The 14,973-nt window shown below is 56.1% G+C and carries 18 protein-coding genes; 4 read left to right on the top strand and 14 right to left on the bottom strand.

Features of this window, described 5'->3' with window-relative positions; all coding sequences use genetic code 11:
* Positions 1 to 74 precede the first annotated feature (74 nt).
* The gene (locus CDV46_RS26860) at positions 75 to 701 is read left to right on the top strand and encodes a hypothetical protein (RefSeq protein ID WP_140413384.1); all 627 of its coding nucleotides are present in this window, start codon (positions 75 to 77) and stop codon (positions 699 to 701) included.
* A 569-nt stretch (positions 702 to 1,270) separates the two neighbouring features.
* Here the strand turns inward: CDV46_RS26860 and CDV46_RS15330 are convergent.
* Together CDV46_RS15330 and CDV46_RS15325 are read right to left on the bottom strand one after the other, a co-directional pair.
* A complete protein-coding gene (locus tag CDV46_RS15330; RefSeq protein ID WP_087723435.1) occupies positions 1,271 to 1,756 on the bottom strand; it encodes a hypothetical protein in 486 nt (161 codons plus the stop codon).
* Positions 1,757 to 2,302: 546 nt separating this feature from the next.
* Positions 2,303 to 3,130: a TIGR04255 family protein gene (locus tag CDV46_RS15325; protein WP_087723433.1), complete on the bottom strand. Its 828-nt coding sequence runs from the start codon at positions 3,128 to 3,130 to the stop codon at positions 2,303 to 2,305.
* Between the two features lie 200 nt (positions 3,131 to 3,330).
* Here CDV46_RS15325 and CDV46_RS15320 point away from each other — a divergent pair, with 200 nt between their 5' ends.
* Entirely contained in the window at positions 3,331 to 3,588 is a 258-nt protein-coding gene (locus CDV46_RS15320) for a hypothetical protein (RefSeq protein ID WP_087723431.1), read from the top strand.
* Between the two features lie 604 nt (positions 3,589 to 4,192).
* On the opposite strand, the gene CDV46_RS26855 is transcribed toward CDV46_RS15320, so the two are convergent.
* Positions 4,193 to 4,405, bottom strand: coding sequence for a hypothetical protein (locus tag CDV46_RS26855; RefSeq protein WP_140413383.1), 213 nt, complete (start codon positions 4,403 to 4,405; stop codon positions 4,193 to 4,195).
* A 421-nt stretch (positions 4,406 to 4,826) separates the two neighbouring features.
* A complete protein-coding gene (locus tag CDV46_RS15310; protein ID WP_087686824.1) occupies positions 4,827 to 5,324 on the bottom strand; it encodes a cupin domain-containing protein in 498 nt (165 codons plus the stop codon).
* A 139-nt stretch (positions 5,325 to 5,463) separates the two neighbouring features.
* Here CDV46_RS15310 and CDV46_RS15305 point away from each other — a divergent pair, with 139 nt between their 5' ends.
* A complete protein-coding gene (locus CDV46_RS15305) occupies positions 5,464 to 6,357 on the top strand; it encodes a LysR family transcriptional regulator (RefSeq protein WP_087723430.1) in 894 nt (297 codons plus the stop codon).
* 1,174 nt (positions 6,358 to 7,531) lie between these two features.
* Here the strand turns inward: CDV46_RS15305 and CDV46_RS15300 are convergent.
* From CDV46_RS15300 to CDV46_RS15250, 10 genes are all read right to left on the bottom strand, one after another.
* Entirely contained in the window at positions 7,532 to 8,071 is a 540-nt protein-coding gene (locus CDV46_RS15300; RefSeq protein ID WP_087686822.1) for a DUF2514 family protein, read from the bottom strand.
* Positions 8,068 to 8,544 carry a glycoside hydrolase family 24 protein gene (locus CDV46_RS15295; RefSeq protein ID WP_087686821.1) on the bottom strand — a complete coding sequence of 159 codons (477 nt, stop codon included), beginning with the start codon at positions 8,542 to 8,544 and terminating at the stop codon, positions 8,068 to 8,070. Before CDV46_RS15295 ends, CDV46_RS15300 begins: the two co-directional genes overlap by 4 nt.
* Entirely contained in the window at positions 8,531 to 8,818 is a 288-nt protein-coding gene (locus tag CDV46_RS15290; protein WP_176399091.1) for a holin, read from the bottom strand. Before CDV46_RS15290 ends, CDV46_RS15295 begins: the two co-directional genes overlap by 14 nt.
* Positions 8,815 to 9,156 (bottom strand): holin, encoded by a 342-nt coding sequence (locus tag CDV46_RS15285; protein WP_087686819.1) that lies wholly within the window; start codon positions 9,154 to 9,156, stop codon positions 8,815 to 8,817. The genes CDV46_RS15290 and CDV46_RS15285 overlap by 4 nt, the downstream gene beginning before the upstream one ends.
* A gap of 365 nt (positions 9,157 to 9,521) precedes the next feature.
* The gene (locus CDV46_RS15275; RefSeq protein ID WP_140413382.1) at positions 9,522 to 10,604 is read right to left on the bottom strand and encodes a hypothetical protein; all 1,083 of its coding nucleotides are present in this window, start codon (positions 10,602 to 10,604) and stop codon (positions 9,522 to 9,524) included.
* Positions 10,510 to 11,106 (bottom strand): YmfQ family protein, encoded by a 597-nt coding sequence (locus CDV46_RS15270; protein WP_087688031.1) that lies wholly within the window; start codon positions 11,104 to 11,106, stop codon positions 10,510 to 10,512. The genes CDV46_RS15275 and CDV46_RS15270 overlap by 95 nt, the downstream gene beginning before the upstream one ends.
* Before the next feature lie 8 nt (positions 11,107 to 11,114).
* Positions 11,115 to 12,227, bottom strand: a complete 1,113-nt coding sequence (locus tag CDV46_RS15265) for a baseplate J/gp47 family protein (protein WP_087723426.1) — start codon at positions 12,225 to 12,227, stop codon at positions 11,115 to 11,117.
* Positions 12,227 to 12,670 (bottom strand): phage GP46 family protein, encoded by a 444-nt coding sequence (locus CDV46_RS15260; protein ID WP_087723424.1) that lies wholly within the window; start codon positions 12,668 to 12,670, stop codon positions 12,227 to 12,229. Before CDV46_RS15260 ends, CDV46_RS15265 begins: the two co-directional genes overlap by 1 nt.
* 58 nt (positions 12,671 to 12,728) lie before the next feature.
* On the bottom strand, positions 12,729 to 13,358 hold the full coding sequence (locus CDV46_RS15255) for a phage baseplate assembly protein V (RefSeq protein WP_087723422.1): 630 nt from the start codon (positions 13,356 to 13,358) through the stop codon (positions 12,729 to 12,731).
* Positions 13,355 to 14,536 (bottom strand): phage baseplate assembly protein, encoded by a 1,182-nt coding sequence (locus CDV46_RS15250; protein WP_254916069.1) that lies wholly within the window; start codon positions 14,534 to 14,536, stop codon positions 13,355 to 13,357. Before CDV46_RS15250 ends, CDV46_RS15255 begins: the two co-directional genes overlap by 4 nt.
* Between CDV46_RS15250 and CDV46_RS15245 the strand changes: the two genes are divergently transcribed.
* Positions 14,529 to 14,969: a hypothetical protein gene (locus CDV46_RS15245; RefSeq protein ID WP_140413381.1), complete on the top strand. Its 441-nt coding sequence runs from the start codon at positions 14,529 to 14,531 to the stop codon at positions 14,967 to 14,969. The two genes, CDV46_RS15250 and CDV46_RS15245, sit on opposite strands and share 8 nt — an antisense overlap.
* Positions 14,970 to 14,973 lie beyond the last annotated feature (4 nt).

Raw genomic sequence — 14,973 nt, 5'->3', positions numbered from 1 at the left:
CTATGACGGCTATCTCCACACAGACACGCCTCTCCGTCTTTCGACAAAACTTCCCTTAGTACGAGACTAATAGCATGGAAATTAGTATAGGAGATGCCGCAACGTGGGCTGCGACTCTCATTGCGGCTCTTTCCGCATACTCAGCAAGAGTCGCCGCAAAAGCCGCGGATAAATACCAGGCTGAGGCGGCTCATTACGCCAAAAAGAGCGCAGAGCTTCATGAAAAGAACTTTCAGTTAAGCCAGCGATCTTGGACCGATCAGCATTTCAATGCGGTGCGAGAATGGGCTGATCAAGTTTGTTCCACAATTGCTGATGCAACTCACCTTTTAGAACAGCCCCAAACATTCGATGATAAGAAAAACGCTGTCCTCGTGCGTCTTAGTGCATTGATAGATACTGGGCGCTGGTTTTTTCCAAACCAGTGGAGTGATGACTACGGGACGCACAAAGAATCCGCGTATCGAGGTATTCGGCAACCAGTTCTTGATTGCGCCGTAGATGCGTATGAAGTTTTGCGGGATGCGGAAGTTGGAAGCGACGCCAAGGCTCGAATTGTTACCGCTCAGCGCGAGTTTGTTAGCCATATCCAAACCGTGTTAAATCCGCGTGCGCGAGAGCGGGAAATCAAGAAACTTCTCCAGGAATTTGATGTTTCAGAGCGCCTCCGAAACGCCCCCGGCTCAGTTCTTGACAAATGATCGTCTCGCCGGGCACGCTGGGGGCCGCAGCGAGGCCAGTCTTATCGGAGGGCCAGTCCTTTTCGGGTTGAAAGTAATCGATGGACCGAGCAGAGATCCGGCGCGCCAGCCTCCGAAGTACTGTACCTATATGGGGTGCAGGTGGTCGGAGGTTCAGATCCTCTCGCCCCGACCAGAATTGAACCCGCACAGTCATTGGCTGTGCGTTTTTTCGTTTGCGTCAATCTGTTGATTCGTAGAGCGTAATATTAGGTGATTGCCTAACATTCGATGACGTCACGCGGGTCAGGAAGCTGACTTCGGTTGCGGCTCCGCGCGCATGGAAGCGGCGTCGGGCAACGTTACGAACGACCTCGCCTCGTCCATCGATCAAGCACCCAGCCAGTCGTCGTAATCGTCCGGCTTAATGATCACCACCGAACGCTTCTCACTCCCAGGCTTGTGGAAGCGCTTCATCAGCGGGTGATTATCCGCGTTGGACGTCAGCATCGTGAACGACAGCCGTGTATAGTTCTTTCCGGCCCCCGGCCCCCTTACATTGGTCGCGTGAGGTCAGCCAAATGCTATGGTTATCGATGCGCCGGCAGTTCCGGACCCGGCCAATGCTCCGCATTGACGTCGCTATCTGAGTGATACGACACTTGCTTAAGCAATTCACCAATGCGCCGATCAACTACTTCAACGATTTCAGGCGGCAGAGGCTCACCTGGTGAATACACGAACTGTCCCTTAGTCAACACCACGACATCGGCATGGCCATAGAACTGCTCGCGCGAGTCGTCCACGGCGCACTGCGAGTTGCGAATATCCCCGGCGAAAACATGCGCAAGACCAACATATTGCTTGTTATCGCTGCTCAGTTTTTTGGCTCTACCCTTGCATTCGCTTTCGGTCAATATCGCACGCCGGTAAACAGAAACGCCCTCCGTCGGATTTTTCTGCCTGAAAGCGCCCTTCTTGAGTTTTTTCCCGTGCCTATCTAAATGGTACGGAGTGCAAATCCCTCGGATCACTGACTCGTTATCCGGAATGTTCTCATCGACATTCTCGACCATGCGATTAATTATTAGAGTTCGATCGTAGTAATAGCTTTTGCTCCGCTGGGCTCATAAAGCGCACGAAGTAGGCCATAAACACCCGCAGCGCCTTCCGACGCACCGTTATGGTACACGGTGGGAAGCCCTCGTCGTCTCATGTAGAAGCTGTACTTGCTACGCCCAATTTCAAGTTGTGCCTCACCTTCACTAGACTGCCATTCCATTGAAATGGTGCCTGACGGATTGGGGCAAAGATCGGGAGACTCAAAGCTATGCGGGAGGGACGTCAAAAATGTTCTCGCTGCTTCGCACGCCCTTGAGCTAATCGGGTCAGCATCGTAGCCATCCCAATCTTGTTTTAGCCCACGATATGCTTCCAGCAGTTGAAGATCCCGATTCGCCTGCGCATGGTAAATGATGGCGGGCGAAGGAGAATTCGCATTTGCTGGTAGCGGCGAATACCAAGATGCCCCCTCTGCGCCTGACCTCCCTCCAGGATCCGATGTCGAGAGTATAGAATTTACAGCACTCGCAAAGATATCGTTACTCATCGACCAAGGATATCTAGTCATGAACAACCTCCATCTCGTCGTGTAGCGGTTTGGTCATCGACATGAAGAGATCGTTTGTGACCTTGTGGGATTCGCCGAAACATTTCACAACCGCTTCATGTGTTAACGGAATCTCACCATTTCGCGTGACGGTGCTATCAAAAATATGCCCACGTCGGCCACCCACGACCCCGTCACCAAATGTGAGCAGAATGTGCCCATCTTCGGTGGGAATCTGAAAATTGAGGTGAGGCTTCACCGCCCCATGCCCCACCAATTTGTCAACAACTTCGGGAAGTTGTATGCGCAATCCCATGACATTGCCCAAGAAATCGAGCGGCGCCATGTCCTTCACGCGCTCACTATTAAAAAGGTCAATGTACCGAAGGTGAGTTTGTGAAAAGCACTTCGGTGCCTCTCCGGGGAAACTCTCGAAGGATGCGATCAGTCCTTTAACCCCTTCTTCGACCGTCGGCAGGAAGGTGTCCCAAGATTCATAGGTAGGGGGTGCGCCATTTACGGTAAAGACCCCCATACCAAGCTGAAGATACAAGTTCTCGATCTCGGGTTTTTTCCAACGCCAGACAGTCTGGTAGGGCACAACGACCGCGTTCGGTGGAAGGACACGCTCTTGAATGGTGAATCCAAGCCGATGGGCCTCTACTGCGAAGCGCATGAAAAACGATTCGTACGACGCGACAAAAGCGAATTGCATTGGCTGTCCGTCAGCCCCCTGCACGATCGCCTGTCCGCCGCCGGATCCCAGCCCCATCAGCGGAGGCCCGAACCGCACCTCGGCAATCAGTTCTACCAACGGCGGGTGCTTAAAAACAGTGGTCACGGAGGTCTACTCGCGGAAATTTGTCAATTCTGTAAATGAAAACCCATCTATCAACTGAAGGTTACTTAAATATGCAACTGTGGGCAACCATCAACCCACATAAGCGCAAGAAGCAAAAGCATGGACACACTCAAATACTGTGTTTTTGTACAGTACCCGTGACAGCTTACCATCCCCGAAGCCACTCGAGGTAGGCCACGATGCGAACCCCATACACAATCAGATTCATTGTCGTTCCGTTCCGTAAGGGTGCTGGCGGCGATCCGCTGCCCATCGAGGTGCGACCTGCAAGCACGAGCTTCGGGGCCGTGCGCGTGGCCCACTCGATGCGCGAGCGTCACGCCGGCGTTGCCGCGTACGAAGTGCAGATGGATCCTGAGACCGGCACAATGGATTCGCCCAAGGTGCTGTTTCAGCACGGCCGAATTCCGGCGATCGACGAGCATGCGGCAGCGTAGCTGAGCCCGTTATACCTCTCAATCCCCGTCCGTCAGAGCTGACCATCGATCAGCTGCGCAGCTTGTGGCTCACCAACAAGGATCCAGACGTCCGACGGGCGCTCGAAGAGGTCGCGTTCCGCCGGCGCGAAGCTCAGCGAAAAGACAAGGTACTGCGGGAAGTGGAGACGCTTTACGTGGTGATCCACCAAGCGTGGCGGGAGGAAGTTGGGAGCACCCTGATCGCACTCGAATGCCTCAAGGCGTTACTCGGGCAGCACCGCGATGCCAAAGGTGAGTCACCACGAATTCCCGGCGTTCCTCCTCGCTAGACACCCGCATTGCTGGCGAGAAGACGTGATATGCTTGCTGCCGTTCGATTTCATCGGACAACCCTATTTGATAGCCGCTCCCTGAGCGGCTTTTTTTCGCCTGTGTTCGTCATCCTTTCGACTGGCGAGGCAGGGATATGGGTACCGATATCTCCCCTCAACGTCGGAAGTGCGCGCCCGGCTACTAAAGTGCCAGCGACCACAACATGATCAGTCCAAGCGAAAAAATCAACAACGTGCTGTAAGTCATGACATCCTCCCTGAGGGACGCCTGCAACCGCTGTTGTTCTTTGTCAAAGTACGTCGCCGCGTTGCTTGAGATGCTTGTGGCCGCGCGGCGTGGGCTCTTTTCCTCCTTGGCCACGCTCCTCAGTATTTCCAGATTCGCTCACGTCCTTTTCGTCAGCGTCATCCGTTGTTCGCTTTTCGGGCCGTTTCGTTCGATGTATTTGTGGGCGCGCGTCAATCTCATCAGCCTTATCAGGCCACTTACTCGACTTGTTCATGCCACTCTCCAAGAGTCAGCGCCAACGAAGTGCAGGTGCCGATGACGCAAGGTTGACGCCAAGGAAGGGGGCTGTCGGTACGGCAGCGCGCCAAAGTCGATAATCCCCGAAAGGCTGCACGATGACGGAATCACAGACAACGGGGGCCGCCGGCGATTGGTGGGAAAGCCGAAGGGCAAGCGATAAGCGCTCGTGTGTGAGCACTCAAGCCACTTTACGCATACCGAGTGAGCGGTAGCGCAGAGCGCGCCGCCGCAAGAATGATAGCTAATAGCCGCATTCGTGACGCGAGAATTTATTGAGAAGACTTACGCGTGCGTCGCGCGCCTCAATGTCGCTTTCCAGCCAGAAAGCAATCAGTCTCAAATCCATGCCAATTGCTAACAATCTTCACGCGCCTACGGTCAGGTTTCTACCGAAATCACTCTCCGTCCCAGTAGCCCGTGTTTGTCGAGTTCAAGCCAAGTGCACGAAATCCGTCAGGACCATCAGCCATTGCCGAGTATTTGCCTGAATCCGGATATTCGCAAATCTCCGGCGATTGTTGCGTGCTGACCGCAAGGTATCGCAGCTCCTCGTTGCTTGAATTTACAACTTGGTGCGCGGTCGAGGAATTCCCGGCCGGGCACGCAATCACATCTCCTGTACGGATCGGATGACATGCATCACCGATTCGCACTTCTCCCCGCCCACTCAATACCAAGAACATTTCTTCATTCACTCGATGACTGTGAAAAGGGAATGCCCGCATACCTGGTGCCAATGCGATGACGTTGTACCCGAGCTTGAGTGCACCCAACTGCCGCCCCACCATGCCGATGCGTGGCGCGAAACGGGTCGCAGCGTCGCCGGTCGGGGCGTGTTCGGACGGAAGCGGATGCAACTCTACTGCGTCAAGATTGACAATGCGATGACTCATACGGGACCTCGGACGGGTAATGGGTTGATGTGATAGCAACTGCTGACCCGTCGAATTATAGGGGTACCGTATAAAAGCGAAATCGCCCCTCAAAGAGATACACTGTCAAATCTTATTTGACAGTGACAAAGCGCATTTCATGGTCAATTTCAATCGTTTTGCGAGTTTTGTCGCACTCATCGATGCCGGATCTTTCACTCGCGCGGCCCAGATTCTTGGTGTAACGAAAGCGATGGTCAGCGCGGACCTGAAGCGTCTCGAAGCCGAACTCGGGGTTTCATTAGTTACCAGAACAACACGTCGCCTCGCCTTGACCGAAGTGGGTGAGCGGTTTCATCGTGACTGCGTTCGTCTGATCGGCGAAGCCGAACTGGCGGTTCAGCAAGCCCGAGACGGGCAGGAAACTCTGAAGGGAACCCTACGGGTTACTTCGACGGCAGAGTACGGCTTGAATTATGTGCTTGTCGCAATTGCCGAGTTCAGCGCGATACATCCCGAGCTGAGAATCGAATATTCAACGCTACAGCATCAAGCAGATCTCATCGCTCAGAGATTCGATGTTGCTGTCCGTCTGGGCACGCTGCGAGATTCAACCTTGCGTGCCACGCCCCTACAGAAGTTCTCTACGGTACCAGTGGCCACGCGCGCGTACCTTGTCGGCAAGCCCGAGATCACAACGCCAGACGATCTGGCACGACTTGAGTGGATCGAGCATGCGCGATTCACGTCGGCGCTCACGTGGACCGAGCTTCGAACTGGCAAGACGATGCAAACGCCTCATTTCAAAGGTGCCCTAGAAGTGGATACGGCGAATGCCGCGCTAACACTGGTGCTCGCAGGATGCGGTGCCGCAATCCTTCCCGACTGGCTTCTGGAAAACGATTTGCGTGATGAACTCCTGATTCGACTTGTGCCGAATTATTCACTCCCGTACCAAGGGGCGTACGCTGTCTTTCCGAACACGGCACATGTCCCCGCGAAAGTCCGCAAGTTCATTGACTTCATGCGCGACTTCCTCCGTCGGACTATGTGACAACCTCGCTGCGCTGGGCAAGCAAGCGCAGAATGTTCGCCGACGGTGCATCGCGATGCTCAATGGACCAACCAGTGGTTGGGAGGATTGGCACTCGCTCGAATGACCGGTCTTCGAACGCTGAATCATCTCGGCAATTGATTGGATTGCCGGGTAAGCGTGTGCATGGGTACGACTCTGAAAAGTGGTGGGAAGAGCATTCCACTCCGAAGGCCGATGACGATCGGTCAACGCCAAAGCCGCTCGCGCCCAACTCGCGAATTAACTTCCTTCATTTGATGGATATCCGGCTCGCCGGGGTCCCTCTATGCTGATGGCAACGCCCCTCATCGAAAGCAGAAACAACATGAACTCACCGTCGACAAAAGCGCTGTGCGCGGCTCTGCTCCTCTTCGCTGCATTTTCAGTGCATGCGCAAGGAAAAGCCTGCATACCAACCGATGAACGGGGTGTCGCGTGTATCTCGCTCGTCGAGAACACCTCCAAGCCAGTTAGCTATGGTGTTAGATACGTGCTCACGTTTAGAAACTCCTGTAATCGGGCGATCACCGTTCACGCTCAGCGAACAATGCATTTGAGTCGTGGAGACGACGGCGTCTCAGGCACCAACGTACAGCCGGGGGGGACATCCGATATCTCCTGTAGCGATAACAACGGCGGTGACAAATGCGCCGGCTTCAGCAATTGGTGGGCTAAGTGCTCCCGATAACATCGCTCAGGAACCCGGCATACAAGTTTGCGCTAGCTAAGCCAGTGGCAAGAGAGCGGAAGATTTCCGGCGTTGTGACAAGCCGATCCGAACTTAGTCGCCCCAAGAACACGGGACAGATATGAACTCGATACTAACGAAAAACCAATCACATCGGATCGCAGTCGCTATCGTATTCGCATCGAGCGTCCTGTACCCAATGCTTAGCGTCGCGCAGTCATGCAAGTTCGAAGATATCGTTACGGGGCCCCTCTCCATCGGTCAAATTGTGAAAGCCGGGGACCTTCGAATCAAGTTCCTCCAGCTAGATGATAGGCAGATTGATCGGCGAAATAATGTCTGGTACGCGACAGTTGATATGAAGGCTCCCAAGCTTGAGCTTCATGGAGTCCTATTAGATTCCGAAAAGCCTAAGACCTTCAATATTTGTGGGCAGGAAGTTACCGTCACATTCCGCTCGGAACCCTACGGAATGGGAGCCTTCATAGTTTCGACATTTTGAGACGCCATTGCGTTGGAAGCGCCGTTGTTTCGATCCGGCCTTAACGCATCGTAGCTGCGCTCGCAGGCAAGGCCTGCGATGTGGGCAGCGTCAGCGAATTGCGCCAGTTTCCCCGCTCGTTCATCAGCGCGGCTGAGCACGTCGGCAAGCACTCCGATGGGGTCGCCGGCTGGCGCGCTTGCGCAGACAGCGGTGGAATGTCGGACGCTGGCGGTGTAGTTCGCAAGTTGCCTTCGCAGCCCAGCAGCGTCAGAAGCATTGGCAGCAGCATCAGCCGTTGCCCTGTCAGCAGCTTTTTTCGCATCGTCAATTACTCCAGATTGGGTTTCCACCCGCTGACGGTATTCGTCTCGTTCGTCGGTCAGGTCTTTGATCTGCTTGGCTTGACTGGCGACGGTGGCCGACTGGTGGGCGTCATGGTGGCCTTTCCAGTAACCCCCGGCCACGCCTACGACGATGGCCAGAAGAAGCGCGCCCCATAGGCGTGGGTCGATCCAACTCACAGGGCACCTCCTGCCTTCACGTATTGCTGAATCAGTGGCTCAATCGCGTGCTCAACTTGCCCGTATCCGGCCCCGGGTAGGCTGGCCCAGATGTTGCGGCACTTTGAGATCGCCGATTCGATTTGCCCAGCCTTGATGTCAGGCAATGCACCCCGCTCGCGAATCTGCTGGATAGCGATTTTGTCCTGGCTGACCGGAGAGAAGTCGGGCAAGCTCAGTTGCTTCTTGTACACGTCGAAGTACCGCGATAGCAGTTGGTACCGGCCCGCGGCCGTCGACCAGACATTGAAACGCTTGATCCACACTGATTTGCGCGGATGGTCGGCGTAGCTTGGGAATATGCCGCCGCCAACCAAAACGTTGTACCCGTCATCCGAGCCTGCAATGCGTGACGTGAATTCCGACCACGCGAGCATGTCGAGGAAAGCGCAGACGTTTTGGCCGCCTGCCGTTGTTGGGTCAATGCGTGCCATCCTGCCCTCCTTTGCTCTGCCAGTAGGCTTTGCGAACCATCATCCAGATCCCTACAACAGCCATTCCGACCAACATCAGGATCTCGGGCCCGTCGATGGCCTCCCGCGCCCATATCGGCTTGAACAAGTTGATGGCCGCCGACAGACCGATCAGCGCAAAGCCTGTTGTGCCCCAAAGACCGGTCGACATTTCATCGCTCAACGCCACCCAGATGCAGGCAGCGAGCACGACGACGTTTGCCGCGATGAAAAGCCACACCAAGAACAAAATCATTTTTCCAGCCCTCCGGAAAGACGCCGCTTGAGAGCCCCGATCAGGTCGGCATTGTTGATTTCCTTGAACACCTCTTTCGCCAGCGCCAGGCCGAACAATCCCATCAAAAATCCAAGCGCCTGCTGTGCGCCGGCATCAGTGATCGCGAAATACACCACAACCAGTGGGCTGAGGTAGTAGGACATCGCCGCGCCGGCCGCGAACGACATCGCCTTCTGCTTTCGTGTCAGCCCTTCACCGATGAAACGCAGCGCGATCAGCGATCCCACCGCCCCCGGTAACACCTTCACCACCACGGCCAGCACGGCCGCTACGGCACCTGATGTTGGTTCTGCCATTCGTTCGTCCCTTTGAGCGCCCCCGCGCCCTTCTGGAAATGAAAAAAGCCACGCTAGGTGGCTTGGATGCACTTTTGCTTTCGCTTTTAGTCAATCACTCTGAGGCTTCAGCGTAGGGAAATGGTGTGCCCCCCAGATCTGCCGAACTCACTTTACTAAAGGAACTTCTTCACGCCCCAGGTGCGGGCAGTTGGCTCTGCCGCGTCGCGTCGAGGTACCCGTACCACGCGGCATATGCCTCGTTCTTGGTGTCTGTCTCAATGAACCCGGGCCAAATGCTTTCGTCTTGCGGGCACGGCGAATAGTCGGTCAACTCGCCCGCGCCGTTGACGCGAATGAAAATCGTCGTTGCGGTCATAGCTTCCTCAGAATGTGTAGCCCGTCGATGTCACCTGAAACGTCGGCACGCCGGCGCTCGAACTCGTCTTGACGTAGAGCGAGCCCGCCGTAACGATGTCGAGACCCATCATGATGGTGAGTGTGTTGTTCGCCTGAACGAGAAACGAACCGTTCCCTTGCTCGCCAGTGCCGTTGGCATCAGCCGCCACTTGTAGCGAAATGGTCACGTTCGCCGTGTTGTTGGCGATGATCAGGCCGCCGTAAAGCGTCTTCGCGTTGAGCGGGATATTGCCGGCCGTCGAGAACGACGTGTAAGACCCGTTGCTCGTCGAAGTACTGAAAATGACCTTGGTGGGAAAACTAACGCGCCGGTCTCGCATCGATCCGACGACGAATCGCCCTAGCGAGTCCGTACCCCACACGCCTACGAGCGAAGAAACCGTGTAGCCAGCCGGCGGTGCTGCCCCGGCGTAGATTTCGGGCGCGACGCCAGATGTTGTGTTGACAATCCGCCGGATGACGGCGCCGGTCGTTGGATTGGCCAACTTGTACAGCGCTACGGCGCCGGACACCGGCGCACTACCGGTATCCATATCAGTCGCGAGGTTGAACGCATCGGACGCGTTCGCCACGCAATAACGCAGGCCACCAAGCACAGATTCGAGAATCACCTCATCCGCCGTGAACGTAGCCGTGGTCGATGGCGCCGAGACCGTCATCTTTGCGTTTCGGGCTTGGCCAACGACGCCGGACACCTGCTTCTGTGCGATGAATTTCACCGCCTGCGCAAGTTGACCGTTGTTTGTTCGATCCAACGTCAATCCACCGGCGAGAATGGTCGTGGCCAACTCTTCCTGAATAGCATTGAATGCATATGAAGGGAAACGCGTCGCCGGAGTGTTGGTTGCCGGATTGCCGTCCGTTGCTTGCCCTGGGGTACCGGTCGCAGGCGCAAGATCGCCGCTACCGACCGGAACGGTATTTGCCGCAATAAGTCGATCCATGTGATTTGCTTCAGGAGTAATTGAACAGAGGAATCGTATGAGCAGGCGCGAACGCCTGAATCTCACACTGAAGTACGTTGTTTCCCCACGAGGAAAACGGTTCACCAAAACCGCTTATCCCGAACGAGAAATATCGAATCGAATACGTCGGCGCATTGACGCGCCATGCAAAAAACCAATCATCGGAGCCAAGCTGCGATCCGAAAGGTGATTGTCCGAAGCGAAATGGAGCGAACTGATCGACGCTGATCGCATAGCCTAGATTGGCCGCCAGTTGGGTAAAGTACGCGACCGACTGTCCACCCACAGCCGCGAGACGTGCAACGACTTGAGCTCGTCGGGCTTCCACGGTCGGCGATGATCCTGCGCAGGGGTCTGGCAGGCCAAGCGTTGCCTCCCACTCGGGGAGAAGCTCAAACGTGGTGCCTGGAAACGCATCGACCAACAAGTTGTTTGCGCGCGCAGTATTCTGCGCGTACACCGTATTGAGCCCTCGAAATACCTTCGTTTGAACGGCGTCAGGGTCTCTCGGCCAAACTGCTCCCCTTGGCAGCAGGCCTTGGAATGCTTGGAGAAAATCGTCTGGGGTGAGTGAGGGCACCAGCATGAAGGACCTTACGGATAAGTGACCAGGCCGAGTGTCGGCAGTTGGCCGGTCGAGTTGGTAATGTTCCCCACTGGGCTGGTGATAACGAAGCCACTCGTACCGGGAATCGCTCCGATCGCGGAATTGATATCCGACAGATCGATCGTCTGACCCGGCGCTCCGTTGGCCCTAAACACTCCTATGATCGCCGCTGAAATTGCCGCTTTCGTTGTCGAATCAGCCGCGGAGAGTCCCGTAATCGTGAATGGGATAGCATTCGCAATTGGCGAGCACACGTACACCAAAGCCGTGACGGGTTGCAGTGGATAAATTGCACTGGCAACGGTCAGTTGGTCCCCCACTGCGACCACTCCTCGCGATGAGTCGCCGGCGGCAACGCCATTCGCCCCTTGCGGGAATCCTCCGTGCCCAGCTTGCGCGTCGTCGAGCATCACGTACACGACCACCGTTCCAGCGCCGAATCCGTTTCGCGTTACCCATGCACGGGTTACCCCGGGAACGCCCAAAGCCCACGTGACGTAGTCCCCGGCTGCTCCACCCTGTGGTGTGGCCTGGTACGCGCTCATCACGCGTTCGCTATAGTCGTCTTCGATCTCCGCATCAGCGCCCCCAGTGAAGGCTGCCGCCGCAACACCCCCCGCTTGGACGCCTGGTATTGCGGTGCCGAGGGTAATCACGGTTCCCGCATCACAATTACCGAGCGCGCCGGCTTCATTCGCGAGCAACGAAGCGGTGGCGACACCGTTGGCCTGAGCTGCCGTGTCTCCCTGCGTTGTATAGAGAAAGCCGTCGCCGCGCGCGCAAGCACTTCCCGAAAGGATTACAGCCCCTGGGGTTGCCTGAAAAGACACCGTACCTGTCGCATTCGTCGGTGCCTTCTGATAGGTGTTCCGTAACGCGCCCCAAGCGGCCAAATACTCGCCCGTGGAAGTGAACGGCACCGCTTGCTTCGCGATGTAATCGATATATCCGTAGTGCAGATGCGCCAAGCCGGCCTGTGCGCGCCCCGTGATCTTGAGGTTCGCGAAGCGGAGCAGCGGGTCAGCCCCGGGCAAGTTAGATGCAACATCAGCAGCAACCTGCTGCTCAAGATCCGTGAGTGTTGGTCGTTGATAGGGCATCAGTCGTTTCCTTGCCAAGCCCAGGTGAACGTGTTCGGCACGATTGCGCCATCCTGCTTGTAGGCAGTGACCTGAGCACCGAGTTGGCCTCGTTTGATCCACGAGACGTTAATATCGAACCGAGCAACGACCTTGTCATCGACCATCCATTGAATGGCTTCGACGATGTAGTCATAGGCGCGCTGCAATGTCTCCTTGGTTTGCTTCTCTCTGAAGATGAGCCACATCCGAGATCCGATAGGGCCGACAGTCACGTCATCTCCCCACCAACCGCGAGGATCCGTTGTGCCGTCGGGAATGACGTCGTCCAAATCGGCCATTCGATCGGTGAAAAGACTGATCAGGAGGGCCGTGGCTACATCGTTTTCCGTGTCAAGCGCAGCGCCATCGAGAACCCAGTCACCTCGATTCGTAGTCGAATCCCAAACTGTTGATGTATCCATTCGAGCCAAAACGAAAAAGCCTCCGGAAGGGAGGCTTGTTGATCGAGCAGAGCAATGCCTACTGATGCTGATTTGGCGGGTCACTTGTGACAGTCGACCCACCACCCTGTACACCCTTGATCGGGTGGGTATGGGAATTGGATATTTCGCGCATATCCGCCATCGTGTGCGGATTGCTCGCAAAGTTGTCTTGCATGTCGCCGGTCGCCTTCACCATCGGCGCGTCGAATTCGACGCCTCCAGGCGCAACCACTTTGAACTTGCCAGTGCAGTTCCAAGTCACGTCAGATGCATCGTTGACCACAACTGACTGCCCCTTCGCCTCGACAACGATGCCGCCGGCCGCCGTCAGATAGACGGACTTTCCATCTTGGCTGTGCAAGATCGTTTCGCCAGGACTGAGCCCCGTCGGTCGGGACGGTTGATGGCACGTCCCGATGACAACACCCTTAGTACGATCCCCTCCGAGAAACGCAACCACGCCATCGCTACCGACCGGTGGATTCGAGGAGAAGCCGAATTCGGCAATTCGCGGCGATCCGTCGCGCACCTCAGTTGAACTGAGCATGATCTGGACAGTCTGGACTCCGCCGGAGTCATTCACGGCAGAAATCAACGCACGTGCGAATGCGGTCAATGCGCGGCGCACCACCCGCTGTACCGGCCCAACATCAAGTTCACGTGTCATCGTAGGGGCACCGTTCCGACAAGATCACCATATTGCGGGTAGAGCAAGATCGGCTTGGGCTCAAATGCCTCGGGAGGCATCAAAGTCAACTGCGCATGGGTACCGGATTCGTCAAGACTATAGGTCACCTCGGCAATCATCATGCGTTGCGGCACGGTTCCAGCTTGGTCACCCGACACCTTCAAGCTCGGAATCAACACATCGATAAGCTTATTCGGCTCCCACAGGTTTCCCGCCACATCACGCCAATTATCGACTGTGACATGGATGACCTCAGCGCGACCTCGACGCCAAGCCACCTCCCACAGCGCCCGCTGCTTACCAACCTCCCATCCAAGCTCTCCAGCTTCAGCAAAGATGACTCGCTCACGCCGGCGAGGAACGTTAGGATCGGTAGCCGTGAAATGAGGGGCAGTGATCGACGTCAGATCCTGCATGTTGTTCGTGCCGGTTAGCAATGCCGTCACGTGCGAGAAGCGCTGATCCATCGATCGCTCGGCAGTTGCGGCCTCGATGTTGATGCCCTCTTGCACTCCGCTCGCCATCACCTCGGTGCTGGCACGCGCCAGCACCATGTTGCCGTTTCGGTCTTCGTAGACCAGCAGGGCACTGTAGCGCGACGTACGCTCAACGACCTCGTACGTGGACTCGCCAGGGATAATGTTGATCTGCGGGATCATCAACAGACCTTCCACGTCACAGATCACGTCGATGTCGTAGACGGCGGCAAGTTGCTTGGCCATCGAATACGCATTGACATTGCTCATCTGCCCGTTCGGCCAAACCGCGGCGCAATCTAGAAGGTCCTGACACTTCCCGCGGCCGGTTACGCGGATGTCGTGCGATTCCGCCGAGATACTCGGTACCACACGATCCACATAGCCAGTGATTACGTGGTCACCACCAAACGCCAGCACGCAGCGATCGCCGGGAGTCGCGATCACGTCCTGCGCTTGCCCCGGGTACAACTCGGTCATCTCAAGCTCAAAATCCCCGGAAAAGCGCTCAATTCCACGCGTTACACGCAGTCGCGTCCACCCGGAAAGCAAGGAGTCGTTAAGCTTGAGCGTAATATTGTCGTCAGTCATTTTTCGGAGAAGGTGAATGTTTAGATCATCAGTCGCCGCTTTGCTTTCCCTTGCGATCCCCTTCGGCGCACACGCGATGCCAGTGTTCAAGGTCATCGCGGACGAAGCGGTCGTTTGCGCAACAGCGGCGGATTTGCACGCCGCGACCCAATCGCTAGAGAAGGCGCTGCCGACAGCTTGCCGGAAAGTTAAATCGGGCTTTGCGTTCGAGGCACTGAATCGAACGGCCGCGTATGACTGGCCGAACGACATAACAAAAACCGACCTGCTGATCTATGGTCGAGAACTGGCCGGAGAGAACGAAGCCGGCGCCCCTAGGTATTTGAATGTGTTGCGACGCGATGCCGCGCCTGTCCTCGACGACAAAGGCGCCCTTGTGGAAGCTAAATGCGATTACCCACACACCTTCGTGACGAGCAAGCTCCTTGCCGCTCCAGATGGAAAGCTCTATCTGAAGCAAGGCAAGGTCACTATCAAATGCGTGAACGGGGAAATGCGGCAGATCTACCAGCCGCTCAACTGAAAGC

Source organism: Pandoraea sp. PE-S2T-3 (assembly GCF_002179965.1).
GTDB lineage: Bacteria > Pseudomonadota > Gammaproteobacteria > Burkholderiales > Burkholderiaceae > Pandoraea.
The sequence above is the reverse complement of the archived record's forward strand: the minus strand, read 5'-3'. Positions and strand labels throughout refer to the sequence as shown.

Excerpts from the sequence above, each read along its gene's own strand:
- CDV46_RS26860 (WP_140413384.1), top strand. The coding sequence starts at position 75 with ATGGAAATTAGTATAGGAGATGCCGCAACGTGGGCTGCGACTCTCATT.
- CDV46_RS15330 (WP_087723435.1), bottom strand. The coding sequence starts at position 1,756 with ATGGTCGAGAATGTCGATGAGAACATTCCGGATAACGAGTCAGTGATC.
- CDV46_RS15320 (WP_087723431.1), top strand. The coding sequence starts at position 3,331 with ATGCGAACCCCATACACAATCAGATTCATTGTCGTTCCGTTCCGTAAG.
- CDV46_RS26855 (WP_140413383.1), bottom strand. The coding sequence starts at position 4,405 with ATGAACAAGTCGAGTAAGTGGCCTGATAAGGCTGATGAGATTGACGCG.
- CDV46_RS15310 (WP_087686824.1), bottom strand. The coding sequence starts at position 5,324 with ATGAGTCATCGCATTGTCAATCTTGACGCAGTAGAGTTGCATCCGCTT.
- CDV46_RS15305 (WP_087723430.1), top strand. The coding sequence starts at position 5,464 with ATGGTCAATTTCAATCGTTTTGCGAGTTTTGTCGCACTCATCGATGCC.
- CDV46_RS15295 (WP_087686821.1), bottom strand. The coding sequence starts at position 8,544 with ATGGCACGCATTGACCCAACAACGGCAGGCGGCCAAAACGTCTGCGCT.
- CDV46_RS15290 (WP_176399091.1), bottom strand. The coding sequence starts at position 8,818 with ATGATTTTGTTCTTGGTGTGGCTTTTCATCGCGGCAAACGTCGTCGTG.
- CDV46_RS15285 (WP_087686819.1), bottom strand. The coding sequence starts at position 9,156 with ATGGCAGAACCAACATCAGGTGCCGTAGCGGCCGTGCTGGCCGTGGTG.
- CDV46_RS15270 (WP_087688031.1), bottom strand. The coding sequence starts at position 11,106 with ATGCTGGTGCCCTCACTCACCCCAGACGATTTTCTCCAAGCATTCCAA.
- CDV46_RS15265 (WP_087723426.1), bottom strand. The coding sequence starts at position 12,227 with ATGCCCTATCAACGACCAACACTCACGGATCTTGAGCAGCAGGTTGCT.
- CDV46_RS15260 (WP_087723424.1), bottom strand. The coding sequence starts at position 12,670 with ATGGATACATCAACAGTTTGGGATTCGACTACGAATCGAGGTGACTGG.
- CDV46_RS15255 (WP_087723422.1), bottom strand. The coding sequence starts at position 13,358 with ATGACACGTGAACTTGATGTTGGGCCGGTACAGCGGGTGGTGCGCCGC.